This is a genomic window from Pseudomonas sp. No.21, from assembly GCF_054558415.1.
This window is the reverse complement of record NZ_BAAJNO010000003.1, coordinates 406,760-424,266: the sequence shown is the minus strand read 5'-3', so window position 1 is coordinate 424,266 and position 17,507 is coordinate 406,760. Positions and strand designations below refer to the sequence as shown.

Here is a 17,507-nt window from a genome sequence, read left to right as displayed (position 1 = left end):
TCTTCGCGGCCGGTGACCGGCCTGAATACAGGCACTAAGCTAGGGCCAGCCGTTTTCCCGGACAAATGACCGATAGTTCATCAGGATGAATCCATTTCATCCGTGGAGCCCAGATGTTCGCCAACCTGCCCCTGACCGCCCTGCGCACCTTCGAGTCCGCCGCCCGCCTGCTGAGCTTCAAGGCCGCCGCCGAGGAGCTGGCGGTGACGCCGACGGCGGTGTCCCACCAGATCCGCAGCCTGGAAGGCTGGCTCGGGGTGCCGCTGTTCGAGCGCCTGCCCCGCAGCGTGCGCCTGACCGCCTGTGGCCAGCAGCTGTTCGGCAGCCTGCACGGGGCGCTGCTGGACGTGACCCAGACCCTCGACCAGTTGCGCCCGCAGCGCAGCGGCGGCCAGTTGACCCTGTCCACCACACCGGCCTTCGCCGCGCTCTGGCTGATCCCGCGACTGGGGCGCTTCTATGCCGCGCACCCTTCGATCAGCCTGCGCCTGGACACCCGCAATACCCTGGTGGACCTGCACCAGGACGCCAGCATCGACCTGGTGATCCGCTACGGCATCGGCAGCTACCCCAGCCTGCACAGCCAGTGCCTGCTGGACGAGTGCTTCGGCGTCTACGGCTCGCCGGCGCTGGTGGCCGAGCTGGGCAACCGCCAGCCGACGCTGATCACCATCCGCTGGCGCAACGCGCAGCTCTACGAACTGGGCTGGAAGGCCTGGTGCCAGGCCGCCGGCGAGCAGCGCCTGCTGGAGACCGCGGCGCAACGCGAGTACGACGAGGAGCACTACGCCCTGCAAGCGGCCATCGCCGGCCAGGGGCTGGTGCTGGCGAGCTCGATCCTGGTGTCCGAAAGCGTCGCCAGCGGCCTGCTGGTGCCCTACCGGCCGGAGATCAGCGTGGAGGGCGCGGGGTATTCCACCCTCTGCGTCCCCGGCCGCGAGCGGCACCCGCCGGTGAAGGCGTTCTTCGACTGGTTGAGCCGCGAATGCGGTTCGATACGGCAGCCCTGACCCGGCTTGCATGGAGCGGCCACGGCAGGCGCCCGGACCTGGCGGATTGTCGCCATCCAAACACGATAAAAGGGCGGATTTCCGCCACTTCCTGCCCGCCCGGATTCACCGCCAAGCGCCTCGAGACCCGGGCATCCGGACCTGACCGCGCGGCTGGTACGGGACTTGCCATCGGATCGCCAGCGAGCCGACAAGAACAAGACTGGCCGTGATCCGGGTACTGACCGCTTCCCCCCTGGCCAGCGCCTAGACTTGCTCTTGTCAGCCGTTGTTGCGCTACGCGCGCATGGATCTGCTCACAACTACAAGAGGAAGTCCCATGTTCAAACCCACGCTAAAAGCTCTCGCCTGCGCACTCGCCCTGGGTGCCGCCAGCCTGGCGCATGCTGCCGACCCCATCGTCATCAAGTTCTCCCACGTCGTCGCCGAACACACGCCCAAGGGCCAGGGCGCGCTGCTGTTCAAGAAGCTCGCGGAGGAACGCCTGCCCGGCAAGGTCAGGGTCGAGGTCTACCCGAACTCCTCGCTCTTCGGCGACGGCAAGGAAATGGAAGCGCTGCTCCTGGGCGACGTGCAGATGATCGCGCCGTCGCTGGCCAAGTTCGAGCAGTACACCAAGCAGGTGCAGCTGTTCGACCTGCCCTTCCTGTTCGACGACATCCAGGCCGTCGACCGCTTCCAGCTCAGCCCCGAGGGCCAGGGCCTGCTGAAGTCCATGGAGAGCAAGAACATCACCGGGCTGGGTTACTGGCACAACGGCATGAAGCAGCTCTCGGCCAACAAGCCCCTGCGCGAGCCCAAGGATGCACGCGGCCTGAAGTTCCGCGTGCAGGCCTCCGCCGTGCTCGAGGAGCAGTTCAAGGCCGTGCGCGCCAACCCGCGCAAGATGAGCTTCGCCGAGGTCTACCAGGGCCTGCAGACCGGCGTGGTCAACGGCGCCGAGAACCCCTGGTCGAACATCTACTCGCAGAAGATGCATGAAGTGCAGAAGTACATCACCGAGTCCAACCACGGTGTGCTCGACTACATGCTGATCACCAACACCACCTTCTGGAACGACCTGCCGCCGGATGTACGCAGCGAGCTGGAGAAGATCACCCAGGAAGTCACCGCCGAGGTGAACAAGCAGGCCGAAGCCCTCAACCAGGGTGACAAGCAGCGCATCATCGACGCCAAGACCAGCGAGATCATCGAGCTCACCCCCGAGCAGCGCAACGAGTGGCGCGACGCGATGAAGCCGGTGTGGAAGAAGTTCGAAGGCGAGATCGGCGCCGACCTGATCAAGGCCGCCGAAGCGGCCAACCAGGCCCAGTAAACGCCGGCCGGCGCGGGCCCACCGCGCCGGCACCGCTTCCACAGCTCGGGAGACGCCATCCATGAACACCCTAAGGCGCGTCTGGGACCACTTCGAGGAAGGCTTCATCGCCTTCCTCCTGGCGGCCATGACGCTGGTCACCTTCGTCTACGTGATCCTCAACAACCTCTACACCCTGTTCTACAGCCTCGCCGACCGCTGGGAGGGCGCCAGCGAGCGCCTCTTCGCCATCGGCGACAGCATCATGGGCATGGCCCAGGCCATGACCTGGAGCACCTCGCTGACCAAGGCCCTGTTCGCCTGGCTGATCTTCTTCGGCCTTTCCTACGGCGTGCGCACCGCCGGCCACATCGGCGTCGACGCCCTGGTCAAGCTCACCCCACGCAAGGTCCAACGCATCATCGGCATCATCGCCTGCCTCTGCTGCCTGGCCTATGCCGGCCTGCTGGGCGTGGCCAGCTTCGAATGGGTGCAGACCCTGTTCACCGCCGCCATAGGCGCGGAAGACCTCGGCCACTACGGCGTCATGCAATGGCATATCGCGCTCATCGTGCCCTTCGGCTTCGCCATGGTGTTCATCCGCTACGGTGAAATCCTCGTGCGCCTGCTGCAGAACCAGCAAACCGGCCTCGGCCTGGCCGACGAAGCCGCCGACGCGCTGAAACTCACCGAGCACGAGGAAGGCAAGCAATGACCATCCTGTTCCTCTTCCTGCTGCTGTTCCTGCTGATGTTCATCGGCGTGCCCATCGCCATTTCACTGGGCCTCGCGGGCTCGGTGACCATCATGCTGTTCAGCCCCGACTCGGTGCGCTCGCTGGCGATCAAGCTGTTCGAGACCTCCGAGCACTACACCCTGCTGGCCATTCCCTTCTTCCTGCTGGCCGGCGCCTTCATGACCACCGGCGGCGTGGCCAAGCGCCTGATCGACTTCGCCAACGCCTGCGTCGGTCACATCCGTGGCGGTCTCGCCATCGCGGCGGTGCTGGCGTGCATGCTGTTCGCCGCGCTCTCGGGCTCGAGCCCCGCCACGGTGGCCGCGGTGGGCTCCATCGCCATCGCCGGCATGGTGCGCTCCGGCTACCCGCAGGCATTCGGCGCCGGCATCGTGTGCAACGCGGGCACCCTGGGCATCCTCATTCCGCCGTCCATCGTGATGGTGGTCTACGCTGCCGCCACCGAAACCTCGGTGGGCAAGCTGTTCATGGCCGGCGTCGTCCCCGGCCTGCTGCTGGGCGCGGTGCTGATGGTGGCGATCTACATCATCGCGGTGAAGAAGAACCTGCCGGCGATGCCCCGCGCCACCTTCCGCGAATGGCTCAGCGCCGCGCGCAAGGCGATCTGGGGCCTGCTGCTGATGGTGATCATCCTCGGCGGCATCTATTCCGGCATGTTCACGCCGACCGAGGCCGCCGCCGTGGCCGCCGTCTATTCGGCCTTCATCGCGCTGTTCGTCTACAAGGACATGAAGCTCAGCGAGGCGCCGAAGGTGCTGCTGGAGTCGGGCAAGCTGTCGATCATGCTGATGTTCATCATCGCCAACGCCATGCTCTTCGCCCATGTGCTGACCACCGAGCAACTGCCCCAGCAGATCACTGCCTGGGTCATCGAAGCGGGGCTCACCCCCTTCATGTTCCTGCTCATGGTCAATATCGTGCTGCTGGTGGCCGGCGCCTTCATGGAACCCTCGGCGATCATCCTGATCCTCGCGCCCATCCTCTTCCCCATCGCCATGAAGCTGGGCATCGACCCGATCCACCTCGGCATCATCATGGTCGTGAACATGGAGATCGGCCTGATCACCCCGCCCGTGGGCCTCAACCTGTTCGTCACCTCCGCGGTGACGGGCATGCCGCTCACCGCCACCATCCGCGCCGCCATGCCCTGGCTGATGATCCTGCTCACCTTCCTGCTGCTCATCACCTACGTGCCCTGGATCTCCCTGGCACTGCCCACCTGGCTGGGCATGAGCTGATCATTCGCGATGCGACCAGGCCCGGCCCTGCGCCGGGCCTTTCCCTTCCACAAGGTGCAACTCGCCCCGCCCCCGTGGGGCGGGGATGTCTGCGGGCATAAAGAATGCCTGTCTGCGTCATCCGTCGCGGGCTCGACGAACACGCTCAAGCACGATGCCTTCAGGGTATTCATGGTGCCCTGTCACGCTCACCGCGTGGGTTTCGCTTCGCTCGCCCCCCCCTACGGAAGCCGCTTCGCACCGAGCGTGATGCGCACATCGATGATGAAGCGAGGGACTCGCCTGGGGAGGGGCGAAACCGAAAGCCCCAGCGGAACTCGGCAATCGGCTGAACTCGAGAGCTCCCGGCAACACCTGATGCAGGCACCGCTAAAAAAAAACGGCCCAGGTCCGAGGACGAGGGCCGTTGAAGCACTATCAAACTCTTCGCAGCCCGGGCTCTGCGTCCCGGGCGCTCAAGGCATCAGGCGCTGGCGTCCTGGTATTCCTTCTCGGCTTCGTCGAAGCGCTTGATCATCGCGGCGGAGGGGCCGTTGCCGATGCGGCTGAAGATCAGGATGCCGAGGGTGGCGAGGATGAAGCCCGGGATGATTTCGTACAGGCCGGTCCAGCCGAGGAGGTTCTTCCACAGGATCACGGTGACGGCGCCCAGCATCATGCCCGCCAGGGCACCGTTGCGGGTCATGCCCTTCCACACCAGGGAGAGGATCACCACCGGGCCGAAGGCGGCACCGAAGCCGGCCCAGGCGTAGGACACCAGGCCCAGCACCTTGCTCTCGGGGTTGGAGGCGATGGCGATGGCGATCACGGCCACCAGCAGCACCATGGCGCGGCCGACCCAGACCAGTTCGCTCTGGCTGGCGTTCTTGCGGAAGAAGGCCTTGTAGAAGTCTTCGGTCAGGGCGCTGGAGCACACCAGCAGCTGGCAGCTCAGGGTGGACATCACGGCCGCCAGGATGGCGGACAGCAGCACGCCGGCCACCCAGGGGTTGAACAGCAGCTTGGCCAGTTCGATGAACACGCGCTCGGGGTTGGCGGTGACCGGGCCGGCCACGTCCGGGTGCGCGGAGAAGTAGGCGATGCCGAAGAAGCCGACGGCGACCGCGCCGCCCAGGCAGGCGATCATCCAGGTCATGGAGATGCGACGGGCGTTGGGGATGGACTTCACCGAATCGGCGGCCATGAAGCGCGCCAGGATGTGCGGCTGGCCGAAGTAGCCCAGGCCCCAGGCCATCAGCGAGATCACGCCGATGAAGGTGGCGCCCTTGAGCATGTCGAAGTGGGCGGCGTCCTGCAGCTCGATGGCGGCGAAGGTCGGCTCGATGCCGCCGTTGATCATCATCACCACGACCGGGGTGAGGATCAGGGCGAAGATCATCAGGGTCGCCTGCACGGTGTCGGTCCAGCTCACCGCCAGGAAGCCACCGACGAAGGTGTAGGCGATGGTGGCGGCGGCACCGGCCCACAGCGCGGTCTCGTAGGACAGGCCGAAGGTGCTTTCGAACAGGCGGGCGCCGGCGACGATGCCGGAGGCGCAGTAGATGGTGAAGAACACCAGGATCACCACGGCGGAGAAGATGCGCAGGACGCGGCTGTGGTCTTCGAAGCGGTTGGTGAAGAAGTCCGGCAGGGTCAGGGCGTTGCCGTTGTGCTCGGTCTGCACGCGCAGGCGGCCGGCCACCAGCAGCCAGTTGAGGTAGGCACCGACGATCAGGCCGATGGCGATCCAGGCCTCGGACAGGCCGGAGAGGTAGATGGCGCCCGGCAGGCCCATCAGCAGCCAGCCGCTCATGTCGGAAGCGCCGGCCGACAGCGCGGTGACGAAGCTGCCGAGGCTGCGGCCACCGAGGATGTAGTCGGAGAGGTTGTTGGTGGAACGATAGGCCACGAAGCCGATCAGAACCATGGCAGCGATATAGATCACGAAGGTGATCAGCATCGGGTTGCTCATACTCATTGGGGGTCTCCCCTGTCGTTTGTTGTTATTGAGACGGGACGGGTATTCCGCATCTCTCTGGTTGGCATTTGGCAGTTGCTCGTGGCAATTACCGATTGGTTTGCAGGCCCGGCGCAACCCTTGGGGTGCAACCTCTGCCCGTCATCGGTGCTCAGGCGTCATGCCTCGCCGCAGGACGAGACGCCCAGCCACCCGGACTGCACCGTGTCATCCTGGTCCGGTCTGGCTACGTCGGATCGCCTCCCGGTCAAGTGTCGACCCGGGCGCGCGAAAGGGACAGCGGAATGTAGAGAGCGCAGGCCTGCTTTTCTTTCGAAAAGCTCCGGAGTTATTGCCAAATCCTCCGACTGTCCGACAAGACGTGCAACCCGGTTGCACCACAAGGTGCAACCACCGCTCTGCAATGCTACTTGCGGATGACCTGACCGCGCATCGGAGCGAGGCGCGCGAGCAGGCGATTCTGCGTGCGGCTGGCGATGCCCTCGGCATCCATGGCGTCCTGCAGGTTCTCCACCAGGGCGTTGAAGTCGCTTTCGGTGAGCTGCTGGCCCTTGTGGCTCTCCTCCATGCTGTCGCCGGTGTATCGGCAGGGGCCGCCGGCCTCGACGCAGAACTGCTCCACCAGCTTGTCGCGCAGGCGCTCGATGTCGATGTTGCGGAAGTGCTCGACGATGCGCGGGTCCCCGGCGATGTTCAGCAGCATGCCTTCGACGATCCGGGTGATGCCGGCCTTGCCGCCCAGGTCCTGGTACAGGCTGTCGTCCCTGGGCGGCTGCTGGGCACAGGCGGCCACCAGGGCCAGCGCGACGGCGAGCGTCAGGCGGTGCATGTCAGAAGCTCCCCTGCACGGACAGGTAGACGCCGTCCTGGTGGTCGAGGGTGGCGATCTCGCCGAGGCGGGCATAGGCCAGCACCACCGCCAGGTTCTTGGTGGGGAAGTAGCCGATGAACAGGTCCGCCCAGTCGCTTTCACCGGCGAAGCTCAGGTTGTCGGGCTTTTCCCGGTACTCGACGCCAACGGCCCAGTGGCGGTCGGGCAGCACGGCGATGGCGCCCTCCTTGAGCAGCGAGCGCTCGTCGCGGCGGTCACCACCGAAGCCCAGCAGGCCCAGCTCGTTGGCCCGGCTGTAGCGCAGCCCGCCATTGAGCAGCAGGTTGTAGCCGAAGGCGCCGCCGAGGATGAGGCGGCTGACGGCGAGGTAGCCCTCGGTGTCTTCGTCGCGCCGGGCACCGACCAGGGAAGGGATGAGGAAATCCTTCTGCCGCTTGTACTGCAGGCCCAGGGAGACCTGCGGCAGCGAGTCGTAGATCAGATCGCCGAACAGCCGCACCTTGAGCCCCAGCACGTCCTGGCTGAGGGTGTTCTCCGGCAGCGCCAGGTCGCGGGCCAGGGTGCCGAGGTCGAAGCGCTGGCGGGCGTAGGACAGCTCCACGCGGTTGTCCCAGGAGGCGGCCACCCCGGCGGCGTCGAGGCGGTAGTCGCCGGTCTCGACCCGGGTGGCGAAGGCCGTGGCGCCCCACTCGCCTTTCTCGCCATAACCGGCCAGCACCGCCCAAGGGGTGATGCCGCCACCGGCGGCGCCTTCGACGCTGGTCGCGCCGCCGGTGGCCAGCAGGCGCCCGTCGTCGGCGATCGCGGCGACGGGCAGGGTCAATGCGATGAACAGGGCGAGGATCGAGTTCATGGGCAGTTCACTGCGGCGAGGGGGGAACGGAGCGGCTGGGCGATCCAGGCCTCGAAGGCGCTGGCCGACAGCGGCCGGCTGATCAGGTAGCCCTGGGCGGTGTCGCAGCGCCAGCGTTCGAGCAGGCGCAGGCTGTGGGCGTGCTCGACGCCCTCGGCGACCACCTTGAGGCCGAGGCTGTGGCTCATCTCGATGGTGGAGCGGACGATGACCGCATCCTCGCTGGTCTCGTCCAGTTCGCGGATGAAGGACTGGTCGATCTTCAACTCCTGCACCGGCATGCTTTTCAGTTGCGCGAGGGAGGAGTAGCCGGTGCCGAAATCGTCCACCGACAGGCTGATGCCCAAATCGCGCAGGCCGTTGAGCACGCGGAGCGCCTGCACGGGGTCGCCCATGACCGCGCTTTCGGTGACCTCGAAGACCACCTGCTCGGGGTGCACGCGGTAGCTGTGCAGCAGGGCCGATACCCGCTCGACCAGGTCGCGGCTCATCAGGTCCTCGGCGGAGATGTTCAACGAGACCTGCAGATCCAGCCCCCGCCCGGCCCACTCCTGGAGCTGGCGCAGCACCTCTTCGATGACCCAGGCGGTGAGCGACTGGATGCTGCCGGTGCGCTCGGCCAGCGGGATGAATTCGCCGGGCGAGACCATGCCGAACTGCCGGTGCTGCCAGCGCAGCAGCGCCTCGGCCTGGAGCACCCGGCCTTCGGCGATGTCGAGCTTGGGCTGGTAGTGCAGCAACAGCTCGCCGCGCCCGGCAGCGTGGCGCAGGTCGCGGATCAGCACCACCTGGCGCTGCTGGGCGTCGTCACGGCCCTGCTGGTAGAGCTGCAGGTGGCCGGGCGCCTGGGCGGCGTCCTGCATGGCGATGCTGGCGCGACGCAGCAGTTCGTCCGGCGTGCCACCGTCGGCGGGGTAACAGGCGATGCCGATGCGCGAGTCGATGGCAACGTCGAGGCTGCCAACGCGCAGGGGGCGGAGCAGCAGTTGCTGGAGCTTGTCCGCCGCGGCCACCGCGCTGTCGCGGTCGGCGCCTTCGAGCAGCAGGAGGAATTCGTCGGCCACCAGGCGCGCCAGGCTGTCGCCGGGCCGCAAGGTGGCCTGCAGGCGCCGGCAGATCTGCTGCAGGGCCAGGTCGCCGCCGCCTGGCCCGCAGGCTTCGTTGACCGCGCGGAAATTGCCGATGCCCAGGTGCAGCAGCGCGGTGGGACGTTCGGCGGTGATGGCGCTGCCCAGCCGGTCGAGCGCCAGGGCGCGATTGGGCAGGCCGGTGAGCGAATCGTGCAGGGCGTTGTGGGCGAGCTGGCGCTCGCGCTCGGCGATGTCCTCGCGCATGCGGTTGATGGTGCCGGCGAGCTGCCCGAGCTCGTCGGATCGGTGCAGTTCGACGGTGCTCTGGTAGTCGCCTTCACCGATGCGCCGGGTCGCGAGGGCCAGTTGCCGCACCGGCTGCGAAACGCTGCGGGCCAGCAGCAGCGCGCCGGCGAGGGAGCCGAGCAGCGCGCAGAGGGCGATCAGCAGGATGTCCCGGTCCAGCGGCGCGAAGGCCTCCTGGGCCTGCTCCAGGGATTTGTGCAGGAGCAGCAGCACCTGGTAGTCCGCCCCGCTGGACAGCACCAGGCGGCGATCCATGTAGCGCTGCTCGCCGATGCGCAGGATGTCGCCATCGCGGGTCTTGATCTCGCTCCTGAGCGCCTCCTCGATGTCGCCCGGCAGCGTGCTGAGCCAGATGTCCGGCTTGCCCACCTGGGTCGCCACCAGGCTCATGTCCAGATGGGTCAGATCGCGCATCTCGCTGGCGAAGTCGGCGTCCAGGCGGAAGCCCATGACCACGCGGGCGATGGGGATGGGCGCGGTGACGTTGGCCTCGACCAGCAGGTAGATGTCGTCGTCGATGGGTTGCAGCAAGCCCTGCCCGCCATTGCGCTGGTGCTCCTGCATCAGTTCGGCGAGGCGCGCTGAGGAGTCGTTGCCGAGTTGCCCGGCGGTGGAGACCTGCAGCTTGCCGTCCATGCCCAGGAGCATGACCGCACCGGCGTTGATGCGTGCACCGGAATTGCCCAGGGCGGAGCGGATGGTTTCCTCGTCGCCGCTGGCGACCGCCTCCTTGAAGCCGAAGTCGGCCGCCAGCACCTGCACGGCATCGTGCAGCTGGCGACTGCGCGACTCCAGCAGGCGCTCGAAGACGCGCCCGCCTATGTCCAGCTCCTCGCGCGCCTGGGCCTGCACGGCGGCGCCGGTGGCGACCTTGACGGCGAAGTACAGCGCGCCGATCACCACCAGCAGCAGGAGAATGAGGACACAGGCGATGCGCGCCTGGAAGCTGTTACTGAGCCTCACCCGTGGCCCTCTTGAATGCGGCGCCGAAGCCCTTCTCCTGCGGCGCGGGAGGTTGCGCGGCCGGCGCCCCCTGCAGCGTCAGCGGGAAACGCCGCTGCAGGCCGCTGGCGGGTATCTCGATCTCTCCCACCGCGACCGGGAGCATGTTGGCGATCTGGGGGTGCCAGAGGCTGGCGACATAGCGCCCCGGCGGCAGGTCGAGGGCCAGGCGGCCGGTGTCATCGGTGACGGCGAAGAAGGGGTCGTCGGTGATGTAGACGTAGCCCAGCATCCAGTCATGGATGTTGCAGCCGAGCACCACGACGCCGGGCTTGTCGAACACCACCGGGGCCGCCGGCGTGCCCTGGTAGAGGCGCAGCTCGAAGCGCTTGGCCGGTGAGAAGGAGTAGACGTGGTGGCGGATGTTGTCGCTGTTGGGGAAGCTCACGGCGGTGCCGGTGCGCACCGCCAGTACGTAGGGGGCGAATTGCTTGTCGCGCTGGTCCATCACGCCCTTGTCGGGAAGGGGGAGGCTGCCGGTGGGGCCCTTCAGGCTGAGCACCGCATCGCCCAGCGGCTGGCCATGGCCATCGACCACCTCGGCCTGCAGGGTTGCCGCCGAGAGCGTACCGCCCAGGCAACACAAAAGACCGATCAGGCCCACCACGGGGGCCCATGGAGTGAAGCGCAGCATGTCGTCTTCCACCCTTTCAACGGCTGGCAGGGGCCGGTTCGTGCGCCATGCCCCTGGCCTGTGCGAACCAGTTGGATTGCAGATTAGCTGTCGATCGGCGGAACTTCACGCGGGGGACGGAAGCAACTGGCCATCACCTTCGCCTCAATGGCCGCTGCGCAGCCGCCGGGGGGTGAGGCCGAGGTAGCGGCGCATGGCGTTGGTCAGCGCGCTCTGGCTGGAGAAGCCGCATTCCTCCGCGATGCGCACCAGCGCCAGGTCGCTTTCGCGCAGCAGCCGGGCGGCGCGATCGAGGCGGGTCTTGAGCAGGTACTGGTGGGGACTCAGGCCCACGCTGTCCTTGAACTGGGCGTGGAAATGGCTGGGGCTGAGGCAGGCGACCTGGGCCAGCTCGGCGACGCTGATGCGCCGCGCCAGGTTCTGGCGGATGTGCGCGTCGAGGGGCTCCAGGTCGAGCCCACCGACCGGGCGCCGGGGCGAGTCGCCGAACAGGCGCAGGTGCAGGGCCCGCAGCAGCACGCCCCCCAGGGAGCGGGCGAGGATCGGGTCGCTGCCGTAGCGCGCCAGCTCGGCGCCGGCGTAGCTGAGGAGGTTCTGGAAATCGGCGTCCAGCTCGGGGTAGCGCGGGGTCTCGAACAGGCGCACGAGCAGTTCGCGGTCTTCGCTGCTGGTGCCCTGCTCGTCCAGGTCGAGGATCAGCATGCGGTTCTCGCCCATGCCGGCGAACTGGTGTTCGGCATCCCCCGGCACCAGGCAGGCGCGCATGCGGCAGACCTCGCCGCCCCGGCCGTTCACCTCGAATTCGGCGCGGCCAGCCAGGGACATCACCAGTTGGTGATGACCGTGTGCGTGGGCGTGGGCCTGTTCATCGAGGCGCAGAAGGCGGGCAACTAGCATGGCGGGTCGTGGTCAGAATGTGCGCATTTTAGGCAAGTGGCCAGCCGTTGCCCAGCACCGCCCGGCAGCACGAGGGCGATCCAGGCGCTTGAAAAGCCCGCGATACAGCCCCATCTGCCTCACATGCCCCGACCACACGCCTTAAATTCCCAGCTACCAGGTGCCCAATGAGCGATCAGGACATCAACGCCGATCTGGTCGAAGAAGCGACCGCCCCGCACAGCACAGGCCTGGTCCTGCCCGGACAGACATTGCCGGACACGGTCTACATCATCCCCATCCACAACCGCCCGTTCTTCCCGGCCCAGGTGTTGCCGGTGATCGTCAACGAGGAGCCCTGGGCCGAGACCCTGGAGCTGGTGGCCAAGACCGACCACCACTGCCTGGCGCTGTTCTTCATGGAGAACCCGCCGGAGGACCCGCGCCACTTCGACCCGTCCACCCTGCCGGAACACGGCACCCTGGTGCGCGTGCACCACGCCAGCCGCGAGGGCGGCAAGCTGCAGTTCGTTGCCCAGGGCCTGTCACGGGTGCGCATCCGGGGCTGGCTCAAGCGCCATCGCCCGCCCTACCTGGTGGAGGTGGACTACCCACGCAACCCGGCGGACCAGCGCGACGAGGTGAAGGCCTACGGGATGGCGCTGATCAACGCCATCAAGGAGCTGCTGCCGCTCAACCCGCTGTACAGCGAGGAGCTGAAGAACTACCTCAACCGCTTCAGCCCCAACGACCCCTCGCCGCTCACCGACTTCGCCGCCGCGCTGACCAGTGCCCCGGCCCGGGAGCTGCAGGAAGTGCTGGACACGGTGCCGGTGCTCAAGCGCATGGAGAAGGTGCTGCCGCTGTTGCGCAAGGAAGTGGAGGTGGCGCGCCTGCAGAGCGAGCTCTCCGCCGAGGTGAACCGCAAGATCGGCCAGCACCAGCGCGAGTTCTTCCTCAAGGAGCAGTTGAAGATCATCCAGCAGGAGCTGGGCATCACCAAGGACGACCGCAGCGCCGATGCCGAGCAGTTCCAGCAGCGCCTGGCGGGCAAGGTCCTGCCGGAGCAGGCGAAGAAGCGCATAGACGAGGAGCTGAACAAGCTGTCGATCCTCGAGACCGGCTCGCCGGAATATGCGGTGACACGCAACTACCTCGACTGGGCCACGAGCGTGCCCTGGGGCGTGTACGGCAAGGACAAGCTCGACCTCGGCCATGCGCGCAAGGTGCTCGATGCGCACCACGCGGGGCTCGACGACATCAAGAACCGCATCCTCGAATTCCTCGCCGTCGGCGCCTTCAAGGGCGAGATCGCCGGTTCCATCGTGCTGCTGGTGGGCCCGCCCGGCGTGGGCAAGACCAGCATCGGCAAGTCGATCGCCGAATCGCTGGGGCGCCCCTTCTACCGTTTCAGCGTCGGCGGCATGCGTGACGAGGCCGAGATCAAGGGCCACCGCCGCACCTACATCGGCGCCCTGCCCGGCAAGCTGGTGCAGGCGCTGAAGGAGGTGGAGGTGATGAACCCGGTGATCATGCTCGACGAGATCGACAAGCTCGGCGCCAGCTACCAGGGCGACCCGGCGTCGGCGTTGCTGGAGACGCTGGACCCGGAGCAGAACGTCGAATTCCTCGACCACTACCTGGACCTGCGCATGGACCTGTCCAAGGTGCTGTTCGTGTGCACGGCCAATACCCTGGACTCCATCCCCGGGCCCCTGCTGGACCGCATGGAGGTGATCCGCCTGTCCGGCTACATCACCGAGGAGAAGCACGCCATCGCCAAGCGCCACCTGTGGCCGCGCCTGCTGGAGCGCACCGGGGTGCCGAAGGAGCGCCTGTCGATCACCGACGGCGCGCTGACCGCGGTGATCGAGGGCTACGCCCGCGAGGCCGGGGTGCGCCAGCTGGAGAAGCAGCTGGGCAAGATCATCCGCAAGTCGGTGGTCAGGCTGCTGGAGGACCCGGCGACCAGGATCAAGGTCGCGCAGAAGGATCTGGAACCCTTCCTCGGCATGCCGCCGTTCCGCAAGGAGCAGCTGCTCTCGGGCACCGGCGTGATCACCGGGCTGGCCTGGACCAGCATGGGCGGCGCCACGCTGCCGATCGAGGCGACGCGCATCCATACGCTGAACCGGGGCTTCAAGCTCACCGGCCAGTTGGGCGAGGTGATGAAGGAGTCGGCCGAGATCGCCTACAGCTACATCAGCTCGAACCTGAAGAAGTTCGGTGGCGACGCCGGTTTCTTCGACCAGGCCTTCGTCCACCTCCACGTGCCGGAAGGCGCGACGCCCAAGGATGGCCCCAGCGCCGGCATCACCATGGCCAGCGCCCTGCTCTCCCTGGCCCGCGACCAGGCACCGAAGAAGGGCGTGGCCATGACCGGCGAGCTGACCCTCACCGGCCAGGTGCTGCCCATCGGCGGGGTGCGCGAGAAGGTGATCGCCGCGCGGCGGCAGAAGATCTTCGAACTGGTCATCCCGGAGGCCAACCGCGGCTCCTACGAGGAATTGCCGGACTACCTGCGCGAGGGCATGACGGTGCATTTCGCCCGGCGCTTCTCGGATGTCGCCAAGGTGCTGTTCGGCTGAGCCCTGCGGTGCCTACCCAGGGGCCGGAGCAGCGGATATGCTGCTCCGGCCCTTGAACGACGGAGCCGTCCATGAAACCTGCCCGCCTTCCCCGCCTGCTGCTGCCCGCCGCCCTGATGCTGCTGGCCGCGTGCGCCCACGAATCCACCAGCCTGGTGGTGCAGAAACAGAGCAGTTGCCCCATCGAGCTGGACAAGGGCCAGTTGCTGGTCCTGACCCTGCCGAGCAACCCCACCACGGGCTTTCGCTGGGTGGTGAAGGACGCCGCGCCAGGCGTGCTGCGCAGCCTCGGCCCTGAGGTGTACGACACGCCGGAGGAAGCCGGCCTGGTAGGCGGCGCCGGCGAATCCACCTGGCGCTTCAACGCCGCGCAGAGCGGCGAAGGCCGTCTGCTGCTGGTCTACCAGCGCCCCTGGGAAGCCGATGTGGCGCCGGAGCAGACCTTCGATTGCCAGGTCAGCGTCGACTGACCGCGCGGGCCCGCGACCTGGCGGGCCCTGCTGGCGAAACGCTCACAATCCCCATGCAGTCCACCGCCACGCCTAGGGCTCGGCGGTGACGCTGTGCTGGCCGCGCATGCCCTGGTACAGGCACAGTTGGTTGCGACCGGCGCGCTTGGCCTGGTACAGCGCGCTGTCGGCTGCGTGCAGCAGTGCATCGGCACTTTCGCCATCGGCCGGGAAGCAAGCCAGGCCCAGGGAAATGGCGATGGGCCCCAGGGGCTGGCCGCCGTAGCGGATCTGCAGGCGCGTGACCCCGAGACGGAGCGCCTCGCAGCGATCGATGGCATCTTCGAGGCTGATCTCCGGCATCACCAGGGCGAACTCCTCGCCCCCGTAGCGGCAGGCCAGGTCGCTGGAGCGCACGTGGCGCTTCATTTCGAGCGCCAGGTGGCGCAGGACCAGGTCGCCGGCTTCATGCCCGAAGGTGTCGTTGAAGCGCTTGAAGTGGTCCACATCCAGCAGCACGACGATCACCGGCGACTGCTTGCGACCGGCACGCAGCAATTCGCGGCGCAGGGTCTCGTCGAGGAAGCGGCGGTTGTGCAGGCCGGTCAGGGCGTCCATCACCGATTGCTGGCGCAGGCTCTCACGCAGGCTGAGGTTGGCCACGCCCAGGGACACCTGCTCGGCGAAGGCTTCGGCCAGCTCCAGGTCGGTGCCCCCGCCACACAGGGTCATCACCCCCAGGGGTTCGCCCTGGGCCATGAGGGGCACGCAAAGCGACCCGTTCCGGGCCAGGTGACGTTCGTGCAGGTGCGGGCAGACCAGGTCCTTGTCCACGTCCAGCACCAGGTGGCTCTGCCCGCGACGGATGGCCCAGCAGTCGTCGGGCTCGAACAGCTCGACGCTGCCGGCCTCCCAGCCGCCCCAGCGGCCGGCTTCTTCGAGTACGTCCCGCGAGGGATGGTAGAGGTGCAGGCAACCATCGCTCTGCGGGAACAGCTGGCCGGCGAAGCGGCTGATGATGCCGAAGCACTCGTCGAACTCGTTCACCGAATGCAGGGCACCAGCCATGCGGCTCAACAACGAGATCTGGTGGTTGCGCAGTTCCACGCGCTGCATGCCCAGGCTCAGCTGCTCGCTGAGCAGGTTCTGGGCCAGACGGGCCTCGCGGCCCTCGCGCAGCAGGCGGAAGGTGAAATGGAAGAGCAGCGCGATCACCAGCAGGTCCAGCAGGGTGATCAGCCCCAGCATCGCCATCCCGGCCCAGCCACGCCAGTCGATCTCCTGCTTGGCCAGCAGCACGCGCTGCTCGACCACCCCCTGCATCTCGCCGAGGCGCAGGCGGATCGCATCCATCAGTTGCTTGCCCTTGCCGGTGCCGACCAGCTCGCTGGCGGCGGCCAGCCCGTCGCTCCGGCGCAGCTCGATGACCCGGGCGAAGAACGCGCGCTGCTCGGCGATCAGGCTGGCGAGCAGCTGCAGGTCGTCGAACAGTTCGTCGCCGGCCAGGGTGACGCGGAAGCGAGCCATGTCCTTGTCGACATCGCCGTAGCCCTGGTAGAGCGGGGTCAGGTAGTCGTCGCGGCCGGTCAGGGCGAATCCGCGCTGGCCGGTTTCTCCGTCCTTGAGGGAGGACAGGAGGTCGGTCAGCTCGCGCGCGGTGTGTTCATGCCGCTCCAGCTGGCGCTCGGCGCTGCCGACCCAGCGGGTGGTGGCCAGCGGCAGCACGATATTGAGTGCCAGCATGCCGATCGCCAGCAGGAATCCGGCCTGCAGACGAGTCACCGTCTTCATCACATCGTTGTCCTCGTAGCGGGGTGCGTTTTCAGTCTAGCGGCGCAATCGGCGACTGCACCTGGCGTTTTGCGCCTGGAGCCCGATCGCGTCGATGCGCAGACTGGCGCAGGGCCATGAAGCCCGCCGGGCCGCCGCACGGCGCCCTCCCCCCAGCACGAGGAGCTCTCCATGCCGTGGTTGTTGATCGGGCAGGCCGGTGCGCTGGCCTACCTGTATGGAGATGCCAACGACCTGTCGACCCTGTGCCTGCTGACCAAGCCGGTGCCCATCCTCGCCCTCCTCGCCTGGCTGTCGCGCAGCGCCCCACCCGGCCACTATCGACGCTGGGTGGTGCTGGGCCTGCTGCTGTGCCTGGCCGGCGACATGCTCCTGCAGGGGTCGCCGGACTTCTTCGTCTTCGGCCTGGCGGCCTTCCTGCTCGGCCACCTGGCCTATATCGGCGCCTACCTGTCCGATACCCGGCGCCTGGCGCCCCTGGCGCTGCTGGCGGCGGCCCTGTTCGGCATCGGTATGTTCGCGGTGCTGGCCCGGGGCGGCCTCGGCGGCCTGCTGGTGCCGGTGGCACTCTATGCCCTGACCATCAGCGCGATGCTCTGGCGCGCCCTGGCCCGCCTGGGCACCAGCGAGCCGGGGCGGCGTTCGGTGCGGGTCGCGGCGGCGGGGGCGCTGTGCTTCGTGGTCTCGGACAGCCTGCTGGGAATCAACCGCTTCGTGGCGCCCTTCGAGGCGGCCGGGCTGGCCATCATGCTCACCTACTGGCTGGGGCAGCTGGGCATCGTCGCCTCGGCGGTGCTGCACGGGCGACGCTGATTTTCGACCGATCGGCACGCCGGGATTCTGGCCGGGC

14 protein-coding genes are annotated in these 17,507 nt (G+C 67.5%); 7 read left to right on the top strand and 7 right to left on the bottom strand.

Features of this window, described 5'->3' with window-relative positions; translation table 11 throughout:
• Window positions 1–113: 113 nt before the first annotated feature.
• The 4 genes from ACYJSS_RS07855 to dctM all read left to right on the top strand — a co-directional run bounded on the left by ACYJSS_RS07855 (window position 114) and on the right by dctM (window position 4,299).
• Complete coding sequence (locus tag ACYJSS_RS07855; protein WP_236204462.1) at window positions 114–1,010, top strand: LysR substrate-binding domain-containing protein; 897 nt, start codon at window positions 114–116, stop codon at window positions 1,008–1,010.
• 319 nt (window positions 1,011–1,329) lie between these two features.
• The gene (dctP, locus tag ACYJSS_RS07850) at window positions 1,330–2,325 is read left to right on the top strand and encodes a C4-dicarboxylate TRAP substrate-binding protein DctP (protein ID WP_236204463.1); all 996 of its coding nucleotides are present in this window, start codon (window positions 1,330–1,332) and stop codon (window positions 2,323–2,325) included.
• Window positions 2,326–2,386: 61 nt separating this feature from the next.
• The gene (locus ACYJSS_RS07845) at window positions 2,387–3,019 is read left to right on the top strand and encodes a TRAP transporter small permease (protein WP_236204464.1); all 633 of its coding nucleotides are present in this window, start codon (window positions 2,387–2,389) and stop codon (window positions 3,017–3,019) included.
• On the top strand, window positions 3,016–4,299 hold the full coding sequence (gene dctM, locus ACYJSS_RS07840) for a C4-dicarboxylate TRAP transporter large permease protein DctM (protein WP_111260533.1): 1,284 nt from the start codon (window positions 3,016–3,018) through the stop codon (window positions 4,297–4,299). Before ACYJSS_RS07845 ends, dctM begins: the two co-directional genes overlap by 4 nt.
• Before the next feature lie 463 nt (window positions 4,300–4,762).
• On the opposite strand, the gene putP is transcribed toward dctM, so the two are convergent.
• From putP to ACYJSS_RS07810, 6 genes are all read right to left on the bottom strand, one after another.
• Complete coding sequence (gene putP, locus ACYJSS_RS07835; protein WP_111260532.1) at window positions 4,763–6,256, bottom strand: sodium/proline symporter PutP; 1,494 nt, start codon at window positions 6,254–6,256, stop codon at window positions 4,763–4,765.
• A 406-nt stretch (window positions 6,257–6,662) separates the two neighbouring features.
• On the bottom strand, window positions 6,663–7,085 hold the full coding sequence (locus ACYJSS_RS07830) for a group I truncated hemoglobin (protein WP_111260531.1): 423 nt from the start codon (window positions 7,083–7,085) through the stop codon (window positions 6,663–6,665).
• A gap of 1 nt (window position 7,086) precedes the next feature.
• Complete coding sequence (locus ACYJSS_RS07825) at window positions 7,087–7,941, bottom strand: DUF3034 family protein (RefSeq protein ID WP_459479580.1); 855 nt, start codon at window positions 7,939–7,941, stop codon at window positions 7,087–7,089.
• Window positions 7,938–10,280, bottom strand: coding sequence for a putative bifunctional diguanylate cyclase/phosphodiesterase (locus ACYJSS_RS07820; RefSeq protein WP_236204466.1), 2,343 nt, complete (start codon window positions 10,278–10,280; stop codon window positions 7,938–7,940). The genes ACYJSS_RS07825 and ACYJSS_RS07820 overlap by 4 nt, the downstream gene beginning before the upstream one ends.
• A complete protein-coding gene (locus tag ACYJSS_RS07815) occupies window positions 10,267–10,953 on the bottom strand; it encodes a methylamine utilization protein (RefSeq protein ID WP_236204467.1) in 687 nt (228 codons plus the stop codon). The genes ACYJSS_RS07820 and ACYJSS_RS07815 overlap by 14 nt, the downstream gene beginning before the upstream one ends.
• A 144-nt stretch (window positions 10,954–11,097) precedes the next feature.
• Window positions 11,098–11,850: an AraC family transcriptional regulator gene (locus ACYJSS_RS07810; RefSeq protein ID WP_111260528.1), complete on the bottom strand. Its 753-nt coding sequence runs from the start codon at window positions 11,848–11,850 to the stop codon at window positions 11,098–11,100.
• A gap of 167 nt (window positions 11,851–12,017) precedes the next feature.
• Between ACYJSS_RS07810 and lon the strand changes: the two genes are divergently transcribed.
• Window positions 12,018–14,417: an endopeptidase La gene (gene lon / locus ACYJSS_RS07805; protein ID WP_236204468.1), complete on the top strand. Its 2,400-nt coding sequence runs from the start codon at window positions 12,018–12,020 to the stop codon at window positions 14,415–14,417.
• A gap of 71 nt (window positions 14,418–14,488) precedes the next feature.
• On the top strand, window positions 14,489–14,887 hold the full coding sequence (locus ACYJSS_RS07800; protein WP_111260526.1) for a protease inhibitor I42 family protein: 399 nt from the start codon (window positions 14,489–14,491) through the stop codon (window positions 14,885–14,887).
• A gap of 72 nt (window positions 14,888–14,959) precedes the next feature.
• Here the strand turns inward: ACYJSS_RS07800 and ACYJSS_RS07795 are convergent, their stop codons facing one another.
• Entirely contained in the window at window positions 14,960–16,657 is a 1,698-nt protein-coding gene (locus ACYJSS_RS07795; protein ID WP_236204469.1) for a diguanylate cyclase, read from the bottom strand.
• A gap of 171 nt (window positions 16,658–16,828) precedes the next feature.
• Here ACYJSS_RS07795 and ACYJSS_RS07790 point away from each other — a divergent pair, with 171 nt between their 5' ends.
• A complete protein-coding gene (locus ACYJSS_RS07790; protein WP_236204470.1) occupies window positions 16,829–17,470 on the top strand; it encodes a lysoplasmalogenase in 642 nt (213 codons plus the stop codon).
• Window positions 17,471–17,507: the final 37 nt, after the last annotated feature.